The sequence below is a fragment of the Brucella tritici genome, from assembly GCF_008932295.1.
GTDB lineage: Bacteria > Pseudomonadota > Alphaproteobacteria > Rhizobiales > Rhizobiaceae > Brucella > Brucella tritici.
This window is the reverse complement of sequence record NZ_WBWA01000012.1, coordinates 99,280-124,933: the sequence shown is the minus strand read 5'-3', so window position 1 is coordinate 124,933 and position 25,654 is coordinate 99,280. Positions and strand designations below refer to the sequence as shown.

Sequence of the window (25,654 nt, the reverse complement as noted above, 5' to 3'; positions counted from 1 at the left end):
CCTGACGGTGTAAGTTCTGTATTGTTGGTTTCCTGCATCTATACAGCAAGCGAATAGAATCGCCGAGCTGTCCGAACCACCATCCCGAGAAATAATAATACGACGATTATCGTCATTATTTCAGGAAAGCATGGCTGCGGACGATTGACCCGGCCTTCAAGTTTCTCTATTGCTCAAGGCTTAGCAGGACATCGGCACGTGCTCGCGGCGGGAGGTTTCAAATCCCCGCTGCCTTTTGGCGCATATATGACCCTTGACGCTCCATCTTTCAAGCCATTCGCCTGTAACGGCAGTGTGGCTGGCTGAAACATGGATACGTGCCGCATAAAGCATGCCGCCCAAAAATGGGAACCGGTTTTGGGACAACGGCATGCATGAAAACAAACAGTTAGGCGTCGATTTGATTCCATCAGCTCGACGCACTAACTGGTAACGAAGTATTAGCACACGCTGGCGCGCGGCTAACCAAACAGGAGTGCAGACCATGACAGAAACCACACCGAAAACAGCACCCTGGACTGTTGAGAAGCGAACCGCCATCCTCGTACTTGCCGATGGAACCGTGATCGAAGGCAAAGGCCTCGGCGCAATCGGCGCTATCGAAGCCGAAGTCGTGTTCAACACGGCACTGACCGGTTACGAAGAAATCCTGACCGACCCGTCCTACGCCGGTCAGATCGTAACCTTCACCTTCCCGCATATCGGCAATGTCGGCACCAATGCCGAAGACATTGAAGACCTGACGCCAGCCAATCGCCACGGCGCGGTCGGCGCGATCTTCAAGGCCGACATCACGTCACCATCGAACTTCCGCGCAACGGAAGATCTGGACGCCTGGCTGAAGCACCGCGGCGTCATTGCGCTGGCCGGTATCGATACGCGCGCGCTGACCTCGCTCATCCGCGAGCGCGGCGCACAGAACGCAGTCATCGCGCATGATCCAAGCGGCAAGTTCGACCTCGACGCACTGAAGGCACGCGCCGCCGCATGGAGCGGTCTTGAAAATCTCGATCTCGCCAAGGACGTCACGGTTGGCCAGAGCCTCACATGGAAGGAAACGCCATGGACGCTCGCCAACAGCTATGGCGAGCAGGATGCCCCGGAGTACCACGTGGTAGCGCTCGACTTCGGCGTGAAGCGTAACATTCTGCGCCTGCTCACCGGCCTCGGCGCAAAGGTCACCGTGCTGCCTGCGACGGCTACGGCTGAAGACGTTCTGGCCCACAACCCGGATGGCGTCTTCCTGTCCAACGGCCCCGGCGATCCGGCAGCGACCGGCGAATATGCCGTTCCAACCATCAAGAAGCTTGTCGAAACCGACCTTCCGGTCTTCGGCATCTGCCTCGGCCACCAGATGCTGGCGCTCGCTCTTGGCGGACGCACCGAGAAGATGCATCAGGGCCATCACGGCGCCAACCATCCGGTGAAGGATTACACGACCGGCAAGGTCGAGATCGTCTCGATGAACCACGGCTTCGCGGTCGATTCAGACTCGCTGCCGGAAAATGTCGAGGAAACGCATGTGTCGCTTTTCGACGGCACCAATTGCGGCCTGCGCGTCGTCGGCAAGCCAGTATTCTCGGTGCAGCACCATCCGGAAGCATCGCCCGGCCCGCAGGATTCGCACTATCTGTTCCGCCGCTTCATCAACCTGATCCGCGAAAAGAAGGGCGAAACGCCGCTTCCGGAACGCGAACAGGCGGCTTAAACCCTCTAAAAGAATTATCAAAGTAAAAGGCCGGAGTGAAAACTCCGGCCTTTTCGCTTTCCAGTTTCGATCAAGCCTCTGACAGCTTGACCGATGGCGTCGGGCGCACCCGCGCCACCACGATGACCAGTGCCAGAAAGACCAGCCCGGCGCCGACGGCATAGGGCATGCCCGCAAAGACGAACGGCGCATTCATGCCGGTGAACACGGCGAAAAGCTGCGTGAAGATGAGCGGACCGATGATGGTCGTAATGCTCGACACGCTTGTCAGCGCCCCTTGCAATTCGCCCTGTGCTGAAGGCGGAACCTTGCCTGCCGCAATACTGCGCAGCGGCGGATCGGCCAGACCTTCCAGCGCTGTCAGGAAGATGACGGCATAAACCATCCAGCCTTCCCATGCGATGGCATATCCGATCATGCCAAGACAGGAAAACAATACGCCTGTAATCGCGGTGCGCCGTTCACCAAGCACTGGCAAAACCCGTGGCAGAACGAGTGCCATCACGAATGCCGCGCCGATGCCGAAAAGCCCCAATGAGAGACCAATCTGGGCTTCGCTCCAGTTATAGCGATAAGCACCGACGAAGGCCCAGACGGACGGATAGACGGCGTGGGCCAGCCAGAACAGGAAGAAGACCAGCACCACCCAGCCGATGCCGGGATAGCTTCGCATCTGCTTGAGCGCGCCCAGCGGATTGGCGCGGGCGATCTGGAAAGGACGCCGGTTTTCGCGCTTCAACGTCTCCGGCAGCAGGAAATAGGCAAGGATGAAGTTGATGAAAGACAGGAACGCCGCTCCGTAGAACGGAACGCGCGGACCGAATTCACCCAACAAACCGCCCAGAACCGGACCGAGTGCGAAACCGACCCCGAAGGCAATGCCGATCAGACCGAAATTGCGCGCACGATTGCTGTCATCGCTGACATCGGCGATATAGGCGGATGCCGTCGCGAAGCTCGCTCCGCTGATACCAGCCAGAACACGACCGACAAACAACATCCAGTAGGAGACTGCGAGCGCACAGATCAGATTGTCGAGCGCGAAGGTGAAGATCGAGGCGAGCAGCACCGGGCGGCGCCCGAAACGGTCGCTCAGATTGCCGATCATCGGCGCGAAGAGGAACTGCATCCCTGCATAGACCAGCAAAAGCCAGCCACCATCGACGGCGGCAGTGCTGATATCCGCGCCGGTCAGCTCTTCGAGAAAAGTCGGCAGAACCGGCATGATAATCGCAATGCCGATAATGTCGAGGAACAGTGTCATAAAGACGAGTAACAAGCCCCGCCGTACAAACTGGGGATCATGCATGGGACACCTGAAATATGCTCCACGACAGACAGAGTGGAACATTCATAAATTGTGTTGATTGAAGAACTCGCGCGCCATCGCCGCTCAAAACTGAGCGTCACGCTTGCAAATCGGAAAAAGGCCGCGCCGGTGCGAAAGCATTTATCTGGAAAATTATTTCACGACAAGGCGAATATTGCAGGCTTCCGACAAAAAGAACCGGCATTTTCCCTGCATAAAGAAAAAGGCGGTCGAAACCGCCTTTTTCTACAGTATCAGAACGACTTTAAACATCACCGCTAAACGTATCGCATGATTCCAGCTTGCCGCTATCGAAACCGCGCTGGAACCACTTGGCACGCTGGGCGGAAGTGCCGTGGTTGAAGCTTTCCGGCACAACATAACCCTGACTGCGGCGCTGCAGCGTGTCATCACCGATCTGGTGTGCCGCATTCAGAGCTTCTTCAAGGTCGCCTGCCTCCAGAATACCCTTCTGCTCCGTGTAGTAACCCCAAACACCGGCAAAGCAATCGGCCTGAAGCTCGACGCGAACCGACATCTGGTTGGCTTGCGCTTCGCTCATCTGCTGGCGCATCTGGTTGAATTTCGGCAGAATGCCGAGCAGGTTCTGGACATGGTGCCCGACCTCATGCGCCAGGACATAGGCCTGCGCGAAATCGCCGGAAGCGCCGAAGCGGTTTGCCAGTTCCTTATAGAAACTCAGATCGATGTAGAGCTTGCGATCGCCGGGGCAATAAAACGGCCCGGACGCAGCAGAAGCAAAGCCGCAGGCCGAACGCACCTGCCCGGAAAACAGAACCATCGTCGGCGGCGTATAGGTCTGGCCACGCGACTTGAAAATGCCGCTCCAGACGTCTTCCGTCTCAGCCAGCACCGTACGGGCGAACTGCGTTGTCTCGTCATTGGCAATAGCGCCACCCTCGGCAGCGGTCCGTCCGGATTGTCCGGCCTGCTGGGTTACGCTCGGCCCCATGCTGCCATCACCGAACAGGATCGGCAGCGGATCGATGCCGACCGCGCGCAGAACGAAGAACATAACCACCAGAATCAAAATGCCGGAAATGCCACCGCCGCGAACGATTCGAAAACCGGGACCGCCGAGGCCGCCGCCGCGACCGATGCCGCCACCTATGCCACCGTCCTGCGTCCCGCGCTGATCTTCCACATTGTCACTTTGCCTACGGCCTTGCCAGCGCATTGACCAACTCCCCTGCACCGTGCCGCTCTCAACGAAGCAGCACCAAACTATACCTGCAATTGTCGCATAAAGAGTTGGCACGGCAACATAAAAAGTAAATGGCAGCGTCAATCACAAACGAAGACTCTTTCGCAATAGTTTGGGCACAAGAAAACTCTTTCTGCTTCGATAGACAAAACCTGTCAAAACAAGCATCAAGGGAAGGGATCCTAGAAAAATTGATGGCTTCCTTCACGATGTCACAAACATGAAGGCGAAGCCTCCACAATCTATACGCTAGCAATTGCAGAAATGCGCGGCATTCGTTACAGCGTGTACCGTCAATGGGGGGCATAGAAGATGCAGAATCGAAAACAGCTTTATTCGATCCAGATATTGCGCGGTCTTGCGGCAACGGCCGTCCTGATCGCCCATACGATCGAGCATCCGCGCGCAGAAACAAACAATGCCATCACGATGCTAGGCGTTTTCGGTGTTCAACTGTTCTTCGTCATCAGCGGTTTCATCATCGCCTATGTCAATGCCGACGGCCCGTTCAGGCCCGGTGACTTTCTGCTGCGCCGCGTTTTCCGCATCGTGCCGCTTTACTGGCTCTGCACGATCACGGTTTTCATCTGCGCTCTCTATCTGCCGTCACTGTTCAAGACGACGGTTCCGGATGTGGGCTATTTCATCAAATCGCTGTTCTTCATACCCGCAGCCACACCCGGCGATCCAAGTGATTGGCGCCCGATCTTCAAACTCGGCTGGTCGCTGAACTACGAATTGTTCTTCTATCTTGTGTTCGCCTTGTTCTGGTGGTGCAAAAATGCCTTGCAGCGCACGATCTTGCTGACCGGTATCTTCGGCGCATGTGTCATCGGAAGCTTCTTCGTTGAACCATCAGCGAGTATTGCAGCCTTCTATCTGCACAAGAACCTGCTGACATTCATGTTTGGCATGTGGCTGGCAGAAGCGGAAAAGCATCGCCTGTGGGAAAGAATGCCCCCGGTCGCACTGGCCGGAATTGGCATCCTTGCCATGGCAGCGCTTTACGGCACCTTCTCCACCCCACTGGTCGCGTTCAACAACTTCTCCACCTATCTGGTCATGTGCAGCGCGGCTGTATTGCTGGTTGCCGGTGCATTGGGCATCGAACGCTGGCTCGGCGACCTGCGAGACAATTTCTTTGTCGATCTCGGCGCAACGTCCTATTCGCTCTACCTGACCCATATGTTCGTGGTCGGTTTCGGCTGGGCGGTGATGCGCAAGCTGAACCTCGGTCCCACGCTTGAAATCGCCGGCATGGCTGCCATCGTGATTGGCGCGATCATCGCAGCAAAGATTTCCTACCGCCTGATCGAACTACCGTCGAACAGGCTCGGCCATATGCTCACAAAGCGCAAAAAGCCGTCTCTGAAGGTCGCTCAGGCAGAAGCCTGAGCGACCCGCGGGCGCTTTGGTTCGGTTACAACATCCATAGAGAAAGCGCGAGGCGGGCAAGAATTTCCGTGAATGCCTGCACTTTCTTTGAAATAAAACGATTTGTGGGGTTCCGCTTTCGGAATCGATTGCCTATAAGGCCCGCTTAGCCCACAGAATTCATACGCTGCCAACCCGCCGGAAAACCGTGCGGGCTTTTCTGGCAGGCTAAGCAGCATGTCTCTCGAAGGTGGGAAGCGGTTTCGAGACAAAGACATGCATAAAACAAGAGCATGATCCCGAAAAATGGGAACCGGTTTTCGGACAAGATCATGCGCGTGAAGAAGATAGGACGAGCGCCCATGCCGAAACGTACAGATATCAAATCGATCCTGATTATCGGCGCGGGCCCCATTGTCATCGGCCAGGCTTGTGAATTCGACTATTCGGGTACGCAGGCCTGTAAGGCGTTGAAAGAGGAAGGCTACCGCATCATCCTCGTCAACTCCAACCCGGCCACGATCATGACCGATCCCGATCTGGCGGACGCGACCTATATCGAGCCGATCACGCCGGAAGTCGTCGCCAAGATTATCGCCAAGGAGCGCCCGGACGCGCTGCTGCCGACCATGGGCGGCCAGACCGCGCTGAACACCGCATTGTCGCTGCGCCGCATGGGCGTGCTGGAGCGCTACAATGTCGAGATGATCGGCGCCAATGCGGAAGCCATCGACAAGGCAGAAGATCGCGCGCTGTTCCGTGAAGCCATGGAAAAGATCGGCCTCGATACGCCGGAATCCAGGCTCGCAAACGCCACCGAAATCAAGGACGAAGACCGCAAGCGTCACGAAGCAAAGCGCGCCGAAGTCAAGGCTCAGTTCTCGGGTGACGAGCTGGACAAGGCTCTCGACAAGCTTGAAACCGAATGGCAGCTCGGCGAAGTCGAGCGCAAGCAGCGTTACATGACGCATGCGCTTGCAAAGGCTGCGCAGGCGCTCGACGTGGTTGGCCTGCCTGCCATTATCCGCCCAAGCTTCACGCTCGGCGGTACGGGCGGCGGCATTGCCTATAACCGCCAGGAATTCTTTGAAATCATCGAGCGCGGTCTGGATGCATCGCCGACGACTGAAGTTCTGATCGAAGAGTCGGTTCTGGGCTGGAAAGAATATGAAATGGAAGTCGTCCGCGACAAGGCGGACAACTGCATCATCATCTGCTCGATCGAAAACCTCGATCCGATGGGCGTGCACACCGGCGATTCGATCACCGTTGCGCCTGCGCTGACGCTGACCGACAAAGAATACCAGATCATGCGTAACGCCTCGATTGCGGTGCTGCGCGAGATCGGCGTCGAAACCGGCGGCTCCAACGTGCAGTTCGCGATCAACCCGGCCAATGGCCGCATGATCGTCATCGAAATGAACCCGCGCGTGTCGCGGTCTTCGGCTCTGGCTTCCAAGGCAACCGGCTTCCCGATTGCCAAGGTCGCAGCCAAGCTTGCCGTCGGCTACACGCTCGACGAGCTGGATAACGACATTACCGGCGGCGCGACGCCAGCCTCGTTCGAACCGTCGATCGACTATGTCGTCACCAAGATCCCGCGTTTCGCCTTCGAGAAATTCCCCGGCTCCTCGCCGATCCTGACCACTGCCATGAAGTCGGTCGGTGAAGTCATGGCCATTGGCCGTACCTTCCAGGAAAGCTTGCAAAAGGCGCTGCGCGGCCTCGAAACCGGCCTGACGGGCCTTGATGAAATCGCCATTCCGAACATCGAGGAAGGCGACGAAAAGAACGCGATCCGCGCTGCTATCGGCACGCCGACGCCGGACCGTCTGCGCATGGTCGCGCAGGCAATGCGTCTCGGCCTGACCGTCGAGCAGGTGCACGACGCTTCGAAGATCGACCCTTGGTTCCTCGAGCAGATCGAAGCCATCGTGAAGACCGAAGAGCGCATCCGCGAACATGGCCTGCCGCAAGACGCTGAAAACCTGCGTATGCTGAAGTCCATGGGCTTCTCCGACGCACGCCTTGCAAGCCTGACGGGCAAGGACGCGGAAGACGTGGCCAAGCTGCGTGGCGAACTCGATGTGCATCCGGTCTACAAGCGCATCGACACCTGCGCTGCCGAATTCGCTTCGCCGACCGCCTATATGTACTCGACCTATGAAACGCCATTCGTCGGCCAGCCGCGCTCGGAAGCCGAAGTGTCGGATCGCAAGAAGGTCGTCATTCTCGGCGGCGGTCCGAACCGCATCGGTCAGGGCATCGAGTTCGATTATTGCTGCTGCCATGCGGCTTTCGCGCTCAATGATGCCGACTATGAAGCCATCATGATCAACTGCAACCCGGAAACGGTTTCGACCGACTACGACACGTCGGATCGTCTCTATTTCGAACCGCTGACGGCAGAAGACGTGCTGGAAATCCTGCGCGTCGAGAGGCAAAAGGGCACGCTGCACGGCGTTATCGTGCAGTTTGGCGGCCAGACCCCGCTCAAGCTCGCCGATGCGCTTGAAAAGGCCGGTATCCCGATCCTCGGCACGTCGCCCGACGCCATCGACCTTGCGGAAGATCGCGACCGTTTCCAGAAGCTGTTGATCAAGCTCGATCTCAACCAGCCGAAGAACGGCATCGCCTATTCGGTCGAACAGGCCCGCCTCGTCGCCGCCGATCTGGGTTTCCCGCTTGTCGTGCGCCCGTCTTACGTTCTGGGTGGCCGCGCCATGCAGATCATCCATGACGAGCGTTCGTTGCAGAACTATCTGCTCGACACCGTGCCGGAACTGGTGCCGGAAGACATCAAGGCCAAATATCCGAACGACAAGACCGGCCAGATCAACACGCTGCTCGGCAAGAACCCGCTTCTGTTCGACACCTACCTGACCGAAGCCATCGAAGTGGACGTCGACTGCCTGTGCGACGGCAAGGACAGCTTTGTCGCCGGTATCATGGAGCATATCGAGGAAGCCGGCATTCATTCCGGCGACTCTGCCTGCTCGCTGCCGGTGCATACGCTTTCGCCAGAAATCGTTGCTGAACTGGAACGCCAGACGGCAGCGCTTGCCAAGGCGCTTCATGTCGGCGGCCTGATGAATGTGCAGTTCGCCATCAAGGACGGCGAAATCTTCATTCTCGAGGTCAATCCGCGTGCATCGCGCACGGTTCCGTTCGTCGCCAAGACGGTCGGCACCCCGATCGCCAAGGTTGCAGCCCGCGTCATGGCCGGGGAAAGCCTGGAAGCTGCACTCGGCGCCTATGGCGGCAAGCCGAAGACGCCTTCCCGCCCGCATATCGCGGTCAAGGAAGCGGTGTTCCCGTTTGCCCGTTTCCCCGGCGTCGATACGCTGCTTGGACCGGAAATGCGCTCGACCGGCGAAGTCATGGGTCTCGACTACGACTATGCTCTGGCCTTCGCAAAGGCACAGCTTGGTGCAGGCGTGGAACTGCCGCGTGAAGGCACGGTCTTCGTGTCTGTTCGCGACGAAGACAAGGAACGCGTGCTCGGCGCAGTCCGCAAGCTTGCAAGCATCGGCTTCAAGGTCATGGCAACCGGCGGAACGCAGAAGTTCCTCGAAGCCAACGGCGTCGAATCGACCAAGGTCAACAAGGTCATCGAAGGCCGTCCGCACGTGGAAGATGCGATCCGCAATCGCCAGATCCATCTGGTCTTCAACACGACGGACAGCGCAAGTGCTGTATCCGACTCCAAGTCGATCCGCCGCGCAACGCTGATGCAGAAGCTGCCTTACTACACGACCATGGCCGGAGCCGAAGCAGCCGCCGAAGCTATCGCCGCGCTCAAGGCCGGATCGCTGGAAGTTCGCCCGCTGCAGGATTATTTCCGCTGATAGCCTAAAGACATCCCGAAACAAAAAACCGCCGGGTGACCGGCGGTTTTTTTTATGCTGTTTTAAGGGCTGGTATCTCCAACGGCTTACCTGAAGGATCACCTTCCAGACTGACCTGCTGGGTGAAAAGGCCATCGTGCAGATGCGGCTTGCCAAGATGGATGACGGCTGCATCCTTCAACTCGGTGTTCAGCATATCGCGAATCCGGTCGTAGGCTTCGGCATCGAGACCATCGAGCGCGCCGTCGATCACAATCCATTGCGGCTTCTGCAAGATCAGGCGGGCAAAAGCGATACATTGGCGCTCATCGTCGGTCAGAACACGATCCCAGCGCGCAACGCGATCAAGACTCGTGGAAAGCCGTTCAAGCCCGGCCCGCCGCAGCACATTCTCCAGGTCTTCTTCCGAAAACTTTTTGATATCAAGCGGATAGACAATCACACCCTTGAGGTTGCCGGGCGGAAAATAAGGTGCCCGCGGCATGAAAGCGACACCATCGCCGACGGGCATACCGATCCGCCCCTCGCCCCATGGCCAAAGCCCGCCCAATGCGCGGAACAACAGCGTTCTCTGCGTCTCGGTTCCACCCGTGACCAGCACCCGTTCGCCGGGTTTCACCGAAAAGGCCTTGCGGGAAAGCTTCAGGCACAGATCGGGCGCGGCAATGGAAACATCATCCAGCGTCAGCCTGTCATTATCATTCGTCGCAAGATCGATCTGCCGGTCCAGATGGCCGAGTTCGTCCATGCGCAGCACCGCCTGACGGAAGCTCGCGACACGCAGCAGCGTCGCCCGCCAGTCCGCAATCGCCCCGAAATTATCGACAAACCAGCGCAGTGAATTATGCACCTGCGTAAATGCTCCAACGGCCATCATCAGCCCACCGAAGGTCAGTCCTCCGGAGAAATAGACCGGCGCCGCCACGAGAATAGGCGCCACGATGGTGAGCCAGCCGTAGCCGGCAGTCACCCAGGTCAATCGCGTGGTCGCAAAGACGATCTTGCGGATTGCAGCCACGACCGCATCGATATCCAGATCAAGGCGGCGTCTCTCGTCCCCTTCGCCGCGCGACAGGGTGATGGCGTCCACGTGCTCATTGACCCGCATCAGCGACGCGCGGAAATCAGCTTCGCGCGCATAGCGATTGGCGTTGATATTGACCAGGCTGCGCCCGACGATCCATGTCAGCCACGATGCGGATGCCGCATAGATGATGACAGCCCAGACCATGTAACCGGGGATCGAGAAACTGTAGCCCGCGACATGAAACACGAAGCCGCTCGACAGTGACCACAGGACGCCGACAAAACTCACCAGAATGACGGTCGACTGGAGGAGATTGATCCCTAGATTGCACGATGTTTCCGCGAGGTGACGTGCATCTTCATGCAGACGCTGATCGGGATTGATGCCGATCTCGCCTGCATTGGCGAGACGAAACGCCCTCCCCGGCACCAGCCATTGCCCCACCAGATCACGCGCCAGCCCCTCGCGCATCTTGAGCGCAAACATCTGGTTGAGCCAGGTTTGCGATACGTTGAGCACGAGCAGGCTGCCCGCAATGCCGAAGAAGACCATCAGCTGATGGAAGAAAGCCTGCAAATCGCGGCGGGAGAGCGCATCGTAGAAAGGTTCGTTCCAGCGATTGATGGCGACCTGCCCGACGGCAATCAGCACGACGAGAACGAAAATGCCGGTTCCAAGCATAATCAGCGTGTTGCGCACCGGCGAAGTCATAAAGGCCCCGACCATCATCGACATCTGCGAGAAAAGATCGGTTCCGTCGCGTGAGGGGGCGCCGCCAATCAGCTTTGCCGAACTTTTGCGCAGGCGCTCGGTAACACTGCGTCTGGGCTTTCTGCGGCGGCGCTCTTTTTTGGGCGCGCTCTGCTTCGTCTTGTCCTTGTCTGGTTCAGACGTCATGTCCTGCCTCGCTGCCCATCCGCCCGCTCAATTTTGCAGATATATTTGCAACATGCTCATTATGTACGTCACGTGGAAGTCAAAGATAGGAGATCACACGCTTTTCGCGTGGGCCAGCGCAATGACCCACAACAATATGCGGGTTTTACCGCAAATCATTCGTTGCAATTATGGCCTGAACGCAAACCCTGCCGGAAGCATTCCATGACTGTCACAATCCAGCCCATCGACAAGGTACTCATTTACGCGACATGGAGCGGCCGCCTTCTGGTTTTTGAAGAGCCGGATTTTCCCGAAACGCCGCTTCAGGTGCCGGGCGGCACGGTCGATGCAGGAGAAGATATTTTCGCGGCCGCCTATCGCGAATTCGCCGAAGAAACAGGGCTTTTCTACGACGACGGCATGATCCATCTCGAAACTATCGATTATGATTATCCCGAACGGGGACAAACCGAGCTTCACCGCCGCCACTGCTTTCATTTGCAATTGAGACGTGCCGCGCCTGAAACCTGGGATCATTATGAAATGGCGCCATGCGATGGCAGCGCCCCAATCCTGTTCCGGCTGTTCTGGCTCGACCGATCGAGCGCGCAAAACCGGCTCGGACTCGGCATGGCAGAAAGCCTGAGTAAAATCAGTTTCTAGCTAGCATTCTAGCTGACTTGTATTGGTCAAATTTGTCGCATATAGTTAGCGCATCGATTTTTCGGTCAAGTGACTTTGCGACCCGTGCGGCCCGCCGTGCTTCCTGACGATCTCCTGTCCATAAATTCGATTCACAGGGACGTGTGCGAAGCATACGGACTACTCTACTACTAATGTTACAAAGGAATTTCCCATGGCTACGGGAACAGTTAAGTGGTTCAACACGACCAAGGGCTTCGGCTTCATTCAGCCTGATCAGGGCGGCACGGACGTTTTCGTTCACATCTCCGCCGTTCAGCGCGCTGGTCTGGCCACGCTCGATGAAGGCCAGAAGGTTTCGTACGAAATCGTACAGGACCGTCGTTCGGGCCGTTCGTCTGCCGACAATCTGGTCGCAGCATAAGTTTTGCCGCAAGGCAGAGGAAAGGCGGGTCTTCGGACCCGCCTTTTTTATTTGTCTGCCTTCCTCAGCCTCTCGCCAATGCGCTTGCACCCAGAATCAGGGCCGCAATCAGCGCCGCGACGGTGCGGACGTGATTCCATATGGTCCAGTCGCGCACATAAGCGAGCCAGACATCCGCCGAAGCGGCGGCATTGGCATCCATCGCGGCAAGCTGGTTGTTCAGCGGCACATTCAAAGCCATCGTGACGCCAATAGTGCCGACGAGATAGACGGCAGCGCCAATCATCGCCCATTTCGACAAGCCTCCGAAGCCCATCAATCCCAGTACGATAATCGCCAGACACAACAATGCAGTGCCGAAGAAGACGGCAAAGAACGTGCCATTAATGACGGTGATATTGATCGACTGCATAGCCGTTATGCCCGCATTGGCCGGAATGCGCGCCAGCGCGGCCATCACGAAACTTGAGAACGCATAGAAGATGCCGCCGGTAATCGCGCTTCCCCATGCTGTCAGCAAAACCAGCAATTGAAAACTCATTGTCATGATTATCCCTCCCATATGCCTTCAACGGCAGCCTTGCGCGCAAAATCTGCAAACCGGCGCGGCTTTCGTCCAAGGGCTTCCTCCACGCCATGCGCCACATTGGCGTTGCGGCCATCGAAAAGTTCGGTGAAAAGATAGCGCAAAAGCGTGATGACATCTTCCGGCAATGCCTGTTCACGCAATGCGGCTTCGTAATCGGCGAATGAGACCGGATGAAACGACAGCGCCCGACCTGTCGCTCCGGCGATTTCGCTCACAGCCTCGTTGAAGCTGAACAGTTCCGGCCCAGTCAGCTCATAGAGCCGGTTGCGATGCCCCGCCTCGGTAAGCGCGGCAACCGCCACATCCGCAATGTCGTCAGCATCGATGAAAGGTTCCTTCGTCGGTCCGACCGGTAAGGTCAGCGAGCCTGAAAGCAACTCGTCCCGCATGTAGTTTTCGCTGAAATTCTGCATGAACCAGCTGGCACGCAGCACGGTCCAGTCCAGCCCGGAAGCCTGCAGAACCCGCTCCGCAGCTTCCGCCTCCTCCTCGCCCCGTCCAGACAGAAGCACGACATGCTTGACACCTGCCGTCTTTGCCGCCGCGAGAAATGCGCGAATGACATCGACGGCGCCCGGCAAGGCAATATCCGGCTGGTATGTCACATAGGCGCTGTCGATATCGTCAAGCGCCGCAGCCCAGGTGGATTGGCTGTTCCAGTCAAAGGGAATCTCGGTGCTCCGCGATACGGCCCGAACTGAAAGCCCCTTCTGCCGCAGCTTTTCCGCAACGCGCCTGCCAGTTTTGCCGGTAGCACCAATCACCAGATAACGATCATCAAGATACGTATTCATCTTCCTTCTCCCAAAATATGAGTAACCCTCATATTTGCAATATGTGAGCAATCCTCATATTCCGTCAAGAGAGAAAAATTGTGAGTCGGTCATGAAGCAGAATTCCGCCAAGCAAGCAGAGACAAGCAGCGCACCGATCCTGCGCCGCACGCCCAGCCAGAGCCGCGCACAGGAAAAGATTCGGCGTATCGCTGAATGCGCCACAGCCCTGATCGCCGCCAAGGGCAGCGACAGCCTCAAGATGAGTGAAATTGCCCAGCAGGCCGGTATCTCCATCGGAGCGCTCTATCAGTATTTTCCCGATAAAAGCGCCCTGATCCGTTACCTGTTTGAAAGCTGCAATGCGCAATCGCGCCAATGCATCGCGGAAGGGCTTGCAGCAGCCAGTTCGGCTGACGAGTTGATCATCGCCTTCAATGCACTGATCGATGAATATCTGACGCTAATGCGGCTGGAACCGGCAATGCGTGACATCTGGTCGGCCACGCAGACAGACAAGTCCCTGTCAAAGCTGGAAATTGCCGAAAGCAGGCAGAACGGCCAGCTCCTGGCCGATACGATCCGCCGGATCGCCCCCGATAAGCTGCCGGCGCAACTGGACGAAACCGCCTTCCTGCTGATGCATTTCGGCGAATCCACCATGCGCATCGCCGTCGAGGTTCCGGAAAACGAGTGCGATGCGCTGATAGCGGCTTATAAGGTGATGGCCACGCGTAGCTTGCGCGACCTGATGGCGGGATAGAGCCCAATACCGCCCGATCCAATCAGTTTCCTTGCGTTAATATGTCAGCATTGCTGATGGATCTGTTCGTTTCGGCAACACATTTTCGCGAAATCAAGCAATTGCCGATGAAATCACAATCCATCTGTTGCGCTTCCTGCGCCGATGGGACATAGAAAACCCGCAAAACCGGACCTGCCCGGTGCCGGTTAACAGAGCCTGCCATCTATGGAGATCTATCATGGCATTTCTCGCCGACGCCCTTTCTCGTGTAAAGCCATCTGCGACCATCGCGGTCAGCCAGAAAGCACGTGAACTGAAAGCCAAGGGCAAGGATGTGATTGGTCTCGGTGCGGGCGAGCCCGACTTCGACACGCCCACGAATATCAAGCAGGCTGCCATCGACGCGATCAACCGCGGCGAAACGAAATACACGCCTGTTGCCGGTATTCCTGAACTGCGTCAGGCCATTGTTGCCAAGTTCAAGCGTGAAAACGGCCTCGACTACAAGCCGGAACAGGTCATCGTCGGCACTGGTGGCAAGCAGATTCTGTTCAACGCCTTCATGGCCACGCTGAACCCCGGCGATGAAGTCATCGTTCCTGCCCCTTACTGGGTCAGCTATCCTGAAATGGTGGCGATCAACGGCGGCAATCCGGTGTTCATTAACACGAAGATCGAAGACAATTTCAAGCTGACGGCCGCCGATCTGGAAAAGGCGATCACGCCGAAGACCAAGTGGCTGATCTTCAACTCGCCGTCGAACCCGACCGGCGCGGCTTACACGGAAGCAGAACTCAAGTCCCTGACCGACGTTCTGGTTCGTCATCCGCATGTCTGGATCCTGACCGACGACATGTACGAGCATCTGGTCTATGGCGACTTCGTGTTCACGACGCCTGCTCAGGTCGAGCCTTCGCTTTACGACCGCACGCTCACCATGAACGGCGTGTCAAAGGCCTATGCCATGACCGGCTGGCGTATCGGCTACGCAGCAGGACCGCTGCAGCTCATCAAGGCCATGGATATGGTGCAGGGCCAGCAGACCTCGGGCGCTTGCTCCATCGCACAGTGGGCCGCAGTCGAAGCCCTCAACGGCACCCAGGATTTCATCCCGGAAAACAAGAAGATCTTCCAGGCCCGTCGCGATCTGGTCGTATCAATGCTGAACCAGGCAAAAGGCATCAAGTGCCCGACACCGGAAGGTGCGTTCTACGTCTATCCCTCCTGCGCTGACCTGATCGGCAAGAAGACGGAAGCTGGCAAGGTCATCGAGACCGATGAAGACTTCGTCACCGAACTGCTGGAAGCTGAAGGCGTCGCCGTCGTTCACGGTTCGGCTTTCGGTCTTGGACCAAACTTCCGCATTTCCTATGCAACGTCAGACGCGCTTCTCGAAGAAGCCTGCACCCGCATCCAGCGCTTCTGTGCCAGCCTGCGTTAAACAAAACAAAATGGAATGACGAAGGGGCCGAAAGGCCCCTTTTTCGTTTCTGTATTTCTGACAAAAAGAGGCGGCTTGGCAAAAAGCCAAAAAAAAAGCCAGACAAATGTCTGGCTTTGAGTTTTGAAGGTGCCTTTGAGGCAAACCTCCAGAGGGGAACACTCAGCCTGCGCAAATGGGAGGAGGAAACGCAGCGCTGAGATGACCTTTATATGCCTGTTGCCCATTGTTTTTGCAATGCGACTTTAGCGCAATGCAGCTATGCATTTTACGCATGTCTAGATCAGGCCATAAAACAATTTAAAAACAATGCGTTATGCCGATAAAAATTACTTCGTAATATTATAATGAGCAGATTAGCCGCCTAAAGCATAAGCATCGGCAAAACAACGATGCCTCCAAATTTGGCAAATCCCCCTTTTTGAGTCGCTCAAAGCAGATGTCATGCAACTGTCACTGCAATGCAGCGGGCCTGTCACACAACACGCCTAAAAGCCCCGGCAAGATGCCGCGCATGATGCGCCCGGCGGAGTGCCGCGCGTAAAAAAGTGCTGCGGCACTAGACAGACCCGAGAAGGAGCGTACCTGTGCGGATCGTTCAGATTACAGACACCCACCTCAGCCCAATCAAGCCGCACTTCAACCGCAACTGGGAACCGCTCGCTGCCTGGATCGATCAGCAGAAACCTGATCTCATCATCCACACCGGCGACCTCACAGTCGACGGCGCCGATGTGGAGGCCGATCTTCTGTTCTGCCGCACCTGTTTGAACGAGCTTCCAGCGCGTGTTCTCAGCCTTCCGGGTAACCACGATATCGGCCATCTTCCCGAAAGTCACCAGCCGGTCAATCCGCAGCGCCTGATGCGCTGGCGCCGTCATATCGGCCCGGACCGCTGGGCGGAAAACTTCGGCAACTGGCGTATCATCGGCCTCAACAGCCTTGTCATCGGCTCCGGCGAGGCCGAAGAAGCGGAACAGTTCCAGTGGCTCGAAGACGAATTGAAAAACAGCGATGGCAAGCCCGTCGCCGTCTTCGCCCACAAGCCGCTCTTTGTGGACGATCCGGATGAGGGTGATAGCGGCTACTGGGGTATCCGCCCTGCCCCACGCCAGCGTCTTTATGATCTTTTCGCGCAGTATAATGTGCAGCTTCACGCCAGCGGCCACCTGCACCGTGCGTGGTCGGGCGATGCTTTCGGCACGAACTATGTCTGGGCGCCTGCCGCCGCCTTCATCGTCGGGCCAATGGAACGCGACCTCCCCGGCGAGCGCATCCTCGGCGCTGTCATCCACGATCTCGATGAGATCGCCACAAGCAGCATTGTCCGCATCGACGAACTGACACCCTACGTCATCGATGACGTGGTGCATGAGGTCTATCCGCACCATACCGGCGATGGCGAGAAAGTCACCGAGGAGGCAAGCCAATGAGCACGCTTGCCATTCGCCACATCGGCAAATCCTATGGGGGCAACCGCATTCTTGATGGAATTTCCATCGAAGCTGCGGAAGGTGAATTCATCGCTCTCGTCGGTCCGTCAGGCTGCGGAAAGAGTACGTTGCTGCGTATTCTCGCCGGTCTGGACCATGCGGATGAAGGAAGCGTGGAGCTTGCAGGGCGCAACATAACCGGCGCTCACCCTGCCGACCGGAACATCGCCATGGTGTTTCAGTCCTACGCGCTCTATCCCCACCTGACGACGGCACAGAACATCGCGGTGCCGCTTGCAATGCGTGATCTGACCGCCGTGGAACGCCTGCCCATGATCGGCGCTTTCATTCCCGGCCAGCGCAGCAAGCGCGCCGCCATCCAGAAGCAGGTCAAGGCAACCGCAACAAGCCTTAAGATCGACCATCTGCTTGACCGCAAGCCGGGCCAGATGTCCGGTGGCCAACGTCAGCGTGTGGCCCTTGCCCGCGCGCTTGTCCGTCAACCCGGCGCATTCCTGATGGATGAGCCGCTGTCGAACCTCGATGCCAATCTGCGTGTTCACACCCGCGCAGAAATCGTTGAACTGCATCGCCGTGCCGGTGTCCCCACCATCTATGTGACCCATGACCAGGCCGAAGCGCTCAGCATGGCCGACCGCGTTGCGGTCATGATGGGCGGCAAACTGCTGCAGATCGACACGCCGACCGCGATCTATAATGATCCGCGCCATATCGAGGTCGCGCAATTCATCGGCACGCCGCGCATCAATATTCTGGAAGCGTTGGTCAGCGATAGCGGCATGGTACATTTTGCAGGCCGCGCCATCCTGCAGGACGTCGCCGCCCATTCCGGCACCGCTATCCGCATCGGCGTTCGTCCGGAACATTTCCAGCTCAAGCCGCACGACAAGACAGGCATTTCCGGCACAGTCTCGCGGATCGAATTTCTCGGCTCGGAAGTTCTCGTCTATCTCAAGGCTCCCGGTGCCTCGCAGGACCTCACCGTGAAACTTGCGCCCGAAGAAGCGCGCGACATCGTCGTCGGCCTCCCCGTGGGCCTGCATTTCGATGCAAGCAACGCCTACCTCTTCGCAGAAGATGGCCTGCGCCTGCGCCAGCCCGCCGGAAACATCGTCAAGCTTGCAGCACCGGCAAAGGCTGCCGCTCATGTCTGATATGACGCTATCCAGCCACGCAGCCAGCAGCGCACGCACGGCGGCCGAAGAAGCCCGTCGCCGCGAAGAGCGGCTGGCATGGAAACTGGCAGCTCCAGCCATCATTTTGACGGTACTGCTGATCCTCCTGCCAACTGCCGCCGTCATTTTCTGGAGCCTGACCAATTTCGAGCTTGGTTATGACGGTTTCGAATTCATCGGACTGGAAAACTATGCCGAACTCTTCAGCGACCGGACATTTCTGATCTCGCTGAAGAACACCGCCATCTATACCGCGATCGTGGCACCCGCTTCCGTCTTTCTCGGCCTCGGCGTAGCCCTCCTCATTGAAGGCGAAGTTCGCGGCAAGTCCTTCTTTCGCACCGTCTATTTTCTGCCGGTCGCATCGCTCCTCGTGGCGATGGCAACCGTCTGGCAATATCTGCTGCATCCGACACTCGGCCCCGTCAACGCCATGCTGGGCATGATCGGCATCGCCGGTCCCAACTGGCTAGGCTCCAGCGAGACGGTGCTGTTCAGCCTCGCATTGATCGGCATCTGGCAGAGCGTCGGCTTCAACATGGTGCTGTTTCTGGCCGGTCTCACGGCCATCCCGCGAGAACTCTATTCGGCTGCTGAAGTGGATGGCGTGAAAAACGGCTGGGAGCGCTTCCGGCTGGTCACATGGCCCCTGCTCGGCCCCACCACGCTATTCGTCACGACGATCAGCATCATCAATGCCGTGAAGGTCTTCGAGACGGTCAAGACGCTGACCGAGGGCGGCCCGAACAAGGCTTCGGAAGTCCTGCTCTGGACCATTTATCAGGAAGGCTTCGTCTATCTGCGCGTCGGCTATGCCTCGGCGATGACAGTGATCTTTCTCGCGGTCCTCGTGATCCTGATGATGTTGCAATTCCGCGTGCTCGACCGCCGCACCCATTACTAGAGCATGTCTCCCAAAAGTGGGAACCGGTTTTTGGATAAAGACATGCGTAAAAACAAATAGTTAGAGCGACTACCAAGATCCCGTTTTAACTAGAACCACTCTGAGGAATCCGGTATGTCCTTCGCCCGTTCGCTTCGCCTCGGCATTCTTTCACTGGGTGCCCTGCTTTTCCTCGCACCCTATATCTTCATGCTGTCGACGGCGGCAAAGTCGCAGCAGGATATTTTCTCGTCTTCCTTGTCGCTGATCCCGCACAACTGGGCGCTCTGGGATAATCTTGCCAAGGCATTCAGCCGTGTGCCGATGGGGCTTTTGCTGTTTAACGGCGTGGTCGTCTGCGCGCTCGTTCTGGTCATTCAGGTCGTGGTCGCAATTCCCTGCGCCTATGCCATGGCAAAGCTCAATTTTCGCGGCCAGCGTGCCATGATGATGATGGTCATGCTCGGTCTTCTCGTGCCGATCCATGCCACCGCACTGCCCTTCTATGTCGGCTTCAATCAGCTCGGCGTGCTCAACAGCTATTTCGCTCTCAGCGCACCGTTCTTCATCTCGGTCTTCGGCATATTCCTGTTTCTGCAGTTCTTCCGCGCCATGCCGGATGATCTGATCAGCGCCGCTCGCCTCGACGGCATGTCAGAGGCAGGCATCGTCATGCGGGTGATCGTACCCAATGCCTGGCCTGCGATTACAGCCTTTTCGATCTTTTCAGTTGTCGCGCACTGGAACGATCTGTTTTGGCCGCTGATCGTCGTCAATGGCATGGAACGCGCCACGCCGCCGCTCGGCCTCCTCTATTTCCGCGCTGCGGAAGCAGGCGATGATTACGGGGCACTGATGGCCGCAACTCTCATCATCACCCTGCCGCTGCTGCTGGCATTTCTCGCCGCCCAGCGCCGCTTCATCGAAGGCATTACCCTCACCGGCCTCAAGGGCTGAATTCTTCCCTCCCATCCTCCACAGGAGTTCAAACATGAAACGCTTTTCCAGTGCACTCGCCGCTCTGGCAATGGCAACAGGCCTCGGCTCGCCTGCCTTTGCCGACACGACGCTGAACGTGCACTATCCGATGCCGGGATTTTTCAAGGATGTCATGGCCGACATCTCCAAAAAATTCATGGAGGAAAATCCGGACATCAAGATCAACTTCGTCAGCCCGTCGGCGACCTACGAGGAAGGCATCCAGACGATCATGCGTCAGGCCGGAACGTCGGAAATGCCTGATATCACCTTCACCGGTTTGAACCGCCTGCGTGTTCTGGCGGAACGCAATATCGGCGTCGACATGAAGCCTCTGGTCGAAAAAGAAACCGACATGGAAGCGCAGGGTTTCACCGATCATCTTCTGAGCCTCGCCCGGGTTGGCGACCGTCAGGTCGGTCTTGCTTTCGCAACCTCCAATCCGATCATGTATTACAATGCCGATCTTCTGAAAGCGGCAGGCGGTAATCCCGACACTCCCCCCACCACCTGGAACGAAGTGATTGAGCTCGGCGGCAAGATCAAGGCGCTCGGCGACGGCAATGAGGGCATCGACTTCCGCTGGCAGGGCGACGACTGGATGTTCTCAGCCCTTCTGTTCGGCGCGGGCGGCACCATGCTGACCGATGACGAGAAGAAGGTCGCCTTCAACGGTCCGGAAGGGCTTGAAGCCTTCAAGCTTGTCGACCGCATGGTGAAGGAAGGCGGCATGCCGGTTCTGACCAAGGCTGCGGGTGAACAGGCTTTCGCGGCTGGCAAGGTCGGCTTCTCGTTCCAGACGACTGGCGCGCTGCGCAACACGATCAAGAATGTTGGCGACAAGTTCGATCTTCGCACGGCGAAAATCCCGCTCATCAACGCTGAAAAGGGTCGTCTGCCAACCGGCGGCAACGCGGTTGTCATCCTGACCGAAGATCAGGCCAAGCAGGATGCGGCGTGGAAATTCGCCAAGTTTGCCGCCGGACCATACGGCGCTTCCGTCGTCGTCCCCGGCACCGGCTATGTGCCGAACAACGAACTCGCTGCAAAGTCCGACGAATATCTCGGCAAGTTCTACGAGGAAAATCCGCTCTTCAAGGCTGGCCTCAGCCAGATGTCGCTGATGATCCCGTGGTATGCCTTCCCTGGTTCGAACGGCGTGAAGGTGACGCAGACCATCGTGGACAATCTTTCGCGCGTCGTTGAGCAGTCCGCCACACCGGAAGATGCCCTTGCCGATGCGTCCAAGGAAGTTCAGCGCCTGCTGCCGCGCAAGTAATCAGCCATCACCAAAAAACAAAAGGCCGCGCTGATTGCCAGCGCGGCCTTTTTTGAATCGCAAGCTGCAATCAATAGGTCCAGTTGCGGGCCTTCGAGAACAGGAAGTCGCGGAAAGCGTGCAGTTTCGCGGAATTCTTCAAGGCTTCCGGATAGCAGAAGAACGTATCGAAGGACGGTATTTCTTCCAGTTCCGGCAGAAGCTGCACCAGCCCGGATTCCTTGTCGGCCATATAATCGGGCAGAACCGCAATGCCGACGCCGCGCTGCACAGCGCGACGGATCGACAGCAGATTGTTCACCTGCAATGCAGGAATGCGTGTGCTGCCATCGGCACGTCCGGCAATCTCCAGCCAGTTCAGGCCTGTCAGATAGCTTGGCGCCGGTTCGCCGAAGGTCACGACGCGATGCTGGTCGATCTCGTCGATTGAGTTCAGCTTGTCATATTTTGAAACATAGCCTGCCGACGCATAGACATGCATATGCACCGTGAACAGCCGGCGCTGGATCAGGTCCGGCTGCTGCGGCTGCCGCAACCGGATGGCACAATCCGCATGGCGCATCGTCAGGTCCAGTTCCTCATTGTCGAGGATCAGTTGCAACTGGATATCGGGATAAAGCTCGACGAACTCCTGAATGCGCTCGACCAGCCAGCCGGAACCAAGACCAACAGTCGTCGTCACGCGAAGACGACCTGTCGGCTTTTCCTTGCTTTCTGCCAGCTTCGAGCGAACGTTTTCGAGCTTCATCAGAACGTCATGTGCCGTACGATAAAGCGTTTCGCCCTGCTCGGTCAGGATAAGACCGCGCGCATGACGATGAAACAGCGGGACGCCGACATCCTGCTCCAGGGCACTCACCTGGCGCGAGATGGCCGATTGCGACAGATGCAATGTCTGGGCTGCGTGGGTGAACGACCCAGCCTCAGCCGCAGCATGAAAAATGCGCAGTTTATCCCAGTCGAGCGGAGCGACCACGATTATCCCCTCTCATTGTTTTCACCGCATTCATCTTACGCAAAACCGCCTCACACCTTTGGCCAGGAAATGCTTTACTCCGCGGCTTCGTGCAGCGGTTCCTGTGCAGCAAGCCAGCGCTCGGCTTCAAGAGCTGCCATGCAACCCAAACCGGCGGCAGTCACAGCCTGTCGATAAATATCGTCCGTGACGTCGCCCGCAGCGAAGATGCCCGGAACGTCGGTAGCGGTCGAATCAGGCGCGGTCCACAGATAGCCGTTTGGCTTCTGCTTGAGTTTGCCCTCGAACAAAGAAACCGCAGGTGCGTGGCCGATAGCGACAAAAACACCATGCGTATCGAGTTCCTGCGTCTCGCCCGTCACCACGTTCTTGAGACGCACGCCGGTCACGGTCGCGCCCATTGGCGGCTTTGCCTCGGTGCCGAGGATTTCGTCAATCACGCTGTTCCAGACAACCGAGACGTTCTGGCGCGAAAGCAGGCGATCCTGCATGATTTTTTCTGCACGGAAACCGTCGCGGCGATGCACGACCGTCACGCTCTTGGCGATATGCGAAAGATAAAGCGCTTCCTCGACAGCGGTATTGCCGCCGCCGACGACGACCACATCCTTGCCGCGATAGAAGAAACCATCACAGGTTGCGCAAGCCGAAACGCCGCCGCCCATGAAGGTCTGTTCGCTGTCGAGGCCAAGCCACTTGGCCTGTGCACCCGTAGCGATAATCAGGGCATCGCAAGTATAGACCGTGCCGGAATCACCCTTAAGGCGGAAAGGACGCACCGTGGTTTCGACCTCGGTGATGATGTCATGGACGATTTCAGCGCCGACATTCTGAGCCTGCGTCGCCATCTGGTCCATCATCCATGGTCCCTGCACCGGATCGGCATAACCCGGATAGTTCTCCACATCAGTGGTAATCATCAGCTGGCCACCCTGCTGCAAACCGGCAATGACGATGGGCTTCAGCATGGCGCGGGCGGCATAAATCGCCGCAGTATAACCAGCAGGACCTGAGCCGATGACTATGACTGGCGCGTGACGCTGTGACATGAAGTTTCTCTCCGGTCCGGGAGCGCTTCGACCTGATCAAGGCAGATCGGCGCTCCATATGTTGGTTTTCACACGTTTGCTTTTACGGCACCTTGTCCAAAAATGTTCCACAGTTTTGGGATGCACTCTAAAATCGATTTAAAGCGGCGGGTTCCAGCGTACCAGAATCGCTTTCGCGCCTGTTCAGCCAATGCCCCGACATTATGGCCAAGGTAGGTCTGCCCCTGATTGTTTGCAAGGTTCCACAGGGAATTGCTGAGCTTTAGCCACAGCTTGTGACCTTTTACGCCAACCCTTTCACGCCAGCACGTTGCGGGTGGATCGATCTCACGCTAAACAAGCTTGATATAAGGAATAATTCGCCCAACCCCGGAGCCGGCCGCCATTTACAAGACAGTCGCCAATATCTGTGCGCGTTTCGGCCTCATCATGGCTGCTGCCATGCTTCTGCCTGCGGCCATCGACCTGCGCGATGGAAGCGACGACTGGCTGATCTTCGTGCGCTCGGCTGCCGCGACAGGCGCCCTTTCTGCGCTGATCCTGCTTGCCACGCAAAACCAGACCATGCGTTTCACCCCGCGCCTCGGCTTCCTGCTGACGGCGTGCCTCTGGCTCACAGCAAGCTTTCTCGGCTCGATCCCGCTCTATTTTTCGCATCTGCCCATCAGCTATGCGACGGCGTTCTTCGAGGCCATGTCGGGCGTCACGTCCACCGGCGCGACAGCGCTGACCGGGCTCGACAACATGCAGCGCGGCATTCTCCTGTGGCGCTCGCTTCTCTGCTGGATCGGGGGCGTCGGCTTTATCGGCCTGGCACTCCTGATGCTGCCCTCGCTGCGGGCAGGCGGGCTTGCGCTCTTTCATATGGAGAATTCCGACAAATCGGAGAAAATCCTCCCGCGCATGAACCAGATAGCGCTGGGCATTGTACTGGCTTATCTCAGCCTGACGGCTGCTTGCACCATCGCCTATTTTGCCGTTGGCATGAGTGTGTTCGACGCCATCAACCATGGCCTGACGACCGTGGCCACGGCAGGCTTTTCAACCCACGACAGTTCCATCGGCTTTTATGAAGGGAACCGCCTGCTGCTGGTCGTTTCCACGATTTTCATGGCGCTCTCGGCCCTGCCTTTCGTGCTTTACATCAAGGCCTTCATGCCTCGCCGCATGGAACTGCTGGCCGATCCGCAGGTAAAACTGTTCTTCACAATCGTCATCGCATTCAGCTTCGCGCTCGCAGTGGTTCTGAGGCTCGGCTCCAATGTGCCTTTTGGCGATGCGCTGATTTCGGCCTCGTTTCACTTTGTGTCGGTCATGACCACGACCGGCTATGCGACGGAAGACTATTCGCTGTGGGGACCGCCAGCGATCGGAATTTTCTTTCTTGCCTCGTTTCTCGGCGGCTGCGCAGGCTCCACGTCCGGCGGCATCAAGATGAATCGCCTCATCATCCTTTGGAGCCTGACACAGGCCAATCTCGCCCGGCTCATCATGCCGCACGCTGTCATCAAGATTCGTTACGGCAGCTCGGAAATTTCCGGCGAAATCGCGCAGAATGTGCTTCTGTACCTGTTTCTCTATTGCGCGTCGCTCGTCATCGGTGCGGTGCTGCTTGCTGCTCTCGGCCTCGATTTCGTATCGGCCTTCACCGGCGCACTGACCGCACTTTCCAATGTCGGCCCCGGTTTTGGTGACACGATTGGCCCCGTCGGCAACTTTTCCACCATTCACGACCCTGCACTGTGGGTGCTTTCATTCCTGATGCTGGTCGGGCGTCTGGAGCTCGTTACCGTGTATATCCTGTTCACTCGCGCTTTTTGGGTGCGGTGACAGAGCGTTAAAGCGCGACGCGCCTTAACATTTTGCTTGGGCATGT

General features: G+C 57.5%; 21 protein-coding genes and 2 pseudogenes. 15 read left to right on the top strand and 8 right to left on the bottom strand.

What is annotated here, in order from left to right:
- The first annotated feature begins 484 nt into the window (after positions 1–484).
- On the top strand, positions 485–1,708 hold the full coding sequence (carA, locus tag F9K91_RS14225; protein WP_151651932.1) for a glutamine-hydrolyzing carbamoyl-phosphate synthase small subunit: 1,224 nt from the start codon (positions 485–487) through the stop codon (positions 1,706–1,708).
- A gap of 70 nt (positions 1,709–1,778) precedes the next feature.
- Here carA and F9K91_RS14220 read toward each other — a convergent pair whose 3' ends face one another.
- Positions 1,779–3,017, bottom strand: coding sequence for a TCR/Tet family MFS transporter (locus tag F9K91_RS14220; RefSeq protein ID WP_151651933.1), 1,239 nt, complete (start codon positions 3,015–3,017; stop codon positions 1,779–1,781).
- A gap of 51 nt (positions 3,018–3,068) precedes the next feature.
- On the opposite strand from F9K91_RS14220, the gene F9K91_RS14215 reads away from it, so the two are divergent.
- On the top strand, positions 3,069–3,299 hold the full coding sequence (locus F9K91_RS14215; protein WP_151558237.1) for a hypothetical protein: 231 nt from the start codon (positions 3,069–3,071) through the stop codon (positions 3,297–3,299).
- Here F9K91_RS14215 and ypfJ read toward each other — a convergent pair.
- Both ypfJ and F9K91_RS26710 read right to left on the bottom strand, forming a co-directional pair.
- Entirely contained in the window at positions 3,283–4,215 is a 933-nt protein-coding gene (ypfJ, locus tag F9K91_RS14210; RefSeq protein WP_151678022.1) for a KPN_02809 family neutral zinc metallopeptidase, read from the bottom strand. The genes F9K91_RS14215 and ypfJ overlap by 17 nt on opposite strands.
- Before the next feature lie 111 nt (positions 4,216–4,326).
- Positions 4,327–4,419, bottom strand: a pseudogene (locus F9K91_RS26710) (DUF2306 domain-containing protein); the annotation flags it as partial.
- Between the two features lie 135 nt (positions 4,420–4,554).
- Here F9K91_RS26710 and F9K91_RS14205 point away from each other — a divergent pair.
- Positions 4,555–5,637, top strand: a complete 1,083-nt coding sequence (locus tag F9K91_RS14205) for an acyltransferase family protein (protein ID WP_151678021.1) — start codon at positions 4,555–4,557, stop codon at positions 5,635–5,637.
- Between the two features lie 341 nt (positions 5,638–5,978).
- Positions 5,979–9,464, top strand: a complete 3,486-nt coding sequence (gene carB, locus F9K91_RS14200) for a carbamoyl-phosphate synthase large subunit (RefSeq protein WP_151651936.1) — start codon at positions 5,979–5,981, stop codon at positions 9,462–9,464.
- A 52-nt stretch (positions 9,465–9,516) separates the two neighbouring features.
- Here the strand turns inward: carB and F9K91_RS14195 are convergent, their stop codons facing one another.
- The gene (locus F9K91_RS14195) at positions 9,517–11,388 is read right to left on the bottom strand and encodes an ABC transporter ATP-binding protein/permease (protein ID WP_151651937.1); all 1,872 of its coding nucleotides are present in this window, start codon (positions 11,386–11,388) and stop codon (positions 9,517–9,519) included.
- 204 nt (positions 11,389–11,592) lie between these two features.
- On the opposite strand from F9K91_RS14195, the gene F9K91_RS14190 reads away from it, so the two are divergent.
- Together F9K91_RS14190 and F9K91_RS14185 are read left to right on the top strand one after the other, a co-directional pair.
- On the top strand, positions 11,593–12,033 hold the full coding sequence (locus tag F9K91_RS14190; protein ID WP_151651938.1) for an NUDIX hydrolase: 441 nt from the start codon (positions 11,593–11,595) through the stop codon (positions 12,031–12,033).
- A gap of 193 nt (positions 12,034–12,226) precedes the next feature.
- Positions 12,227–12,436, top strand: coding sequence for a cold-shock protein (locus F9K91_RS14185; RefSeq protein WP_006471898.1), 210 nt, complete (start codon positions 12,227–12,229; stop codon positions 12,434–12,436).
- Between the two features lie 64 nt (positions 12,437–12,500).
- Here the strand turns inward: F9K91_RS14185 and F9K91_RS14180 are convergent, their stop codons facing one another.
- Together F9K91_RS14180 and F9K91_RS14175 are read right to left on the bottom strand one after the other, a co-directional pair.
- Positions 12,501–12,983: an anthrone oxygenase family protein gene (locus F9K91_RS14180; protein WP_151651939.1), complete on the bottom strand. Its 483-nt coding sequence runs from the start codon at positions 12,981–12,983 to the stop codon at positions 12,501–12,503.
- A 2-nt stretch (positions 12,984–12,985) separates the two neighbouring features.
- Complete coding sequence (locus F9K91_RS14175; protein ID WP_151678020.1) at positions 12,986–13,819, bottom strand: NAD(P)H-binding protein; 834 nt, start codon at positions 13,817–13,819, stop codon at positions 12,986–12,988.
- A 91-nt stretch (positions 13,820–13,910) separates the two neighbouring features.
- Here F9K91_RS14175 and F9K91_RS14170 point away from each other — a divergent pair, with 91 nt between their 5' ends.
- The 8 genes and pseudogenes from F9K91_RS14170 to F9K91_RS14135 all read left to right on the top strand — a co-directional run bounded on the left by F9K91_RS14170 (position 13,911) and on the right by F9K91_RS14135 (position 21,753).
- The gene (locus tag F9K91_RS14170) at positions 13,911–14,561 is read left to right on the top strand and encodes a TetR/AcrR family transcriptional regulator (RefSeq protein WP_151678019.1); all 651 of its coding nucleotides are present in this window, start codon (positions 13,911–13,913) and stop codon (positions 14,559–14,561) included.
- 220 nt (positions 14,562–14,781) lie between these two features.
- Positions 14,782–15,984, top strand: a complete 1,203-nt coding sequence (locus F9K91_RS14165; protein ID WP_061345950.1) for a pyridoxal phosphate-dependent aminotransferase — start codon at positions 14,782–14,784, stop codon at positions 15,982–15,984.
- A 15-nt stretch (positions 15,985–15,999) separates the two neighbouring features.
- Positions 16,000–16,189 (top strand): annotated as a pseudogene (locus F9K91_RS14160) (hypothetical protein).
- A gap of 382 nt (positions 16,190–16,571) precedes the next feature.
- A complete protein-coding gene (locus F9K91_RS14155; RefSeq protein WP_151678018.1) occupies positions 16,572–17,417 on the top strand; it encodes a metallophosphoesterase family protein in 846 nt (281 codons plus the stop codon).
- The gene (locus tag F9K91_RS14150) at positions 17,414–18,592 is read left to right on the top strand and encodes an ABC transporter ATP-binding protein (RefSeq protein ID WP_151651943.1); all 1,179 of its coding nucleotides are present in this window, start codon (positions 17,414–17,416) and stop codon (positions 18,590–18,592) included. The genes F9K91_RS14155 and F9K91_RS14150 overlap by 4 nt, the downstream gene beginning before the upstream one ends.
- Positions 18,585–19,517 (top strand): carbohydrate ABC transporter permease, encoded by a 933-nt coding sequence (locus tag F9K91_RS14145; RefSeq protein WP_151651944.1) that lies wholly within the window; start codon positions 18,585–18,587, stop codon positions 19,515–19,517. Before F9K91_RS14150 ends, F9K91_RS14145 begins: the two co-directional genes overlap by 8 nt.
- A gap of 114 nt (positions 19,518–19,631) precedes the next feature.
- On the top strand, positions 19,632–20,453 hold the full coding sequence (locus F9K91_RS14140; RefSeq protein WP_061345945.1) for a carbohydrate ABC transporter permease: 822 nt from the start codon (positions 19,632–19,634) through the stop codon (positions 20,451–20,453).
- A 34-nt stretch (positions 20,454–20,487) separates the two neighbouring features.
- A complete protein-coding gene (locus F9K91_RS14135) occupies positions 20,488–21,753 on the top strand; it encodes an ABC transporter substrate-binding protein (RefSeq protein WP_151678017.1) in 1,266 nt (421 codons plus the stop codon).
- 70 nt (positions 21,754–21,823) lie between these two features.
- Here F9K91_RS14135 and F9K91_RS14130 read toward each other — a convergent pair whose 3' ends face one another.
- Positions 21,824–22,729 carry a LysR family transcriptional regulator gene (locus tag F9K91_RS14130; protein ID WP_151678016.1) on the bottom strand — a complete coding sequence of 302 codons (906 nt, stop codon included), beginning with the start codon at positions 22,727–22,729 and terminating at the stop codon, positions 21,824–21,826.
- Positions 22,730–22,803: 74 nt separating this feature from the next.
- Positions 22,804–23,778: a thioredoxin-disulfide reductase gene (gene trxB, locus F9K91_RS14125; protein WP_061345942.1), complete on the bottom strand. Its 975-nt coding sequence runs from the start codon at positions 23,776–23,778 to the stop codon at positions 22,804–22,806.
- 429 nt (positions 23,779–24,207) lie between these two features.
- Between trxB and F9K91_RS14120 the strand changes: the two genes are divergently transcribed.
- A complete protein-coding gene (locus F9K91_RS14120) occupies positions 24,208–25,608 on the top strand; it encodes a TrkH family potassium uptake protein (protein WP_151556084.1) in 1,401 nt (466 codons plus the stop codon).
- The last annotated feature ends 46 nt before the right edge of the window (positions 25,609–25,654 follow it).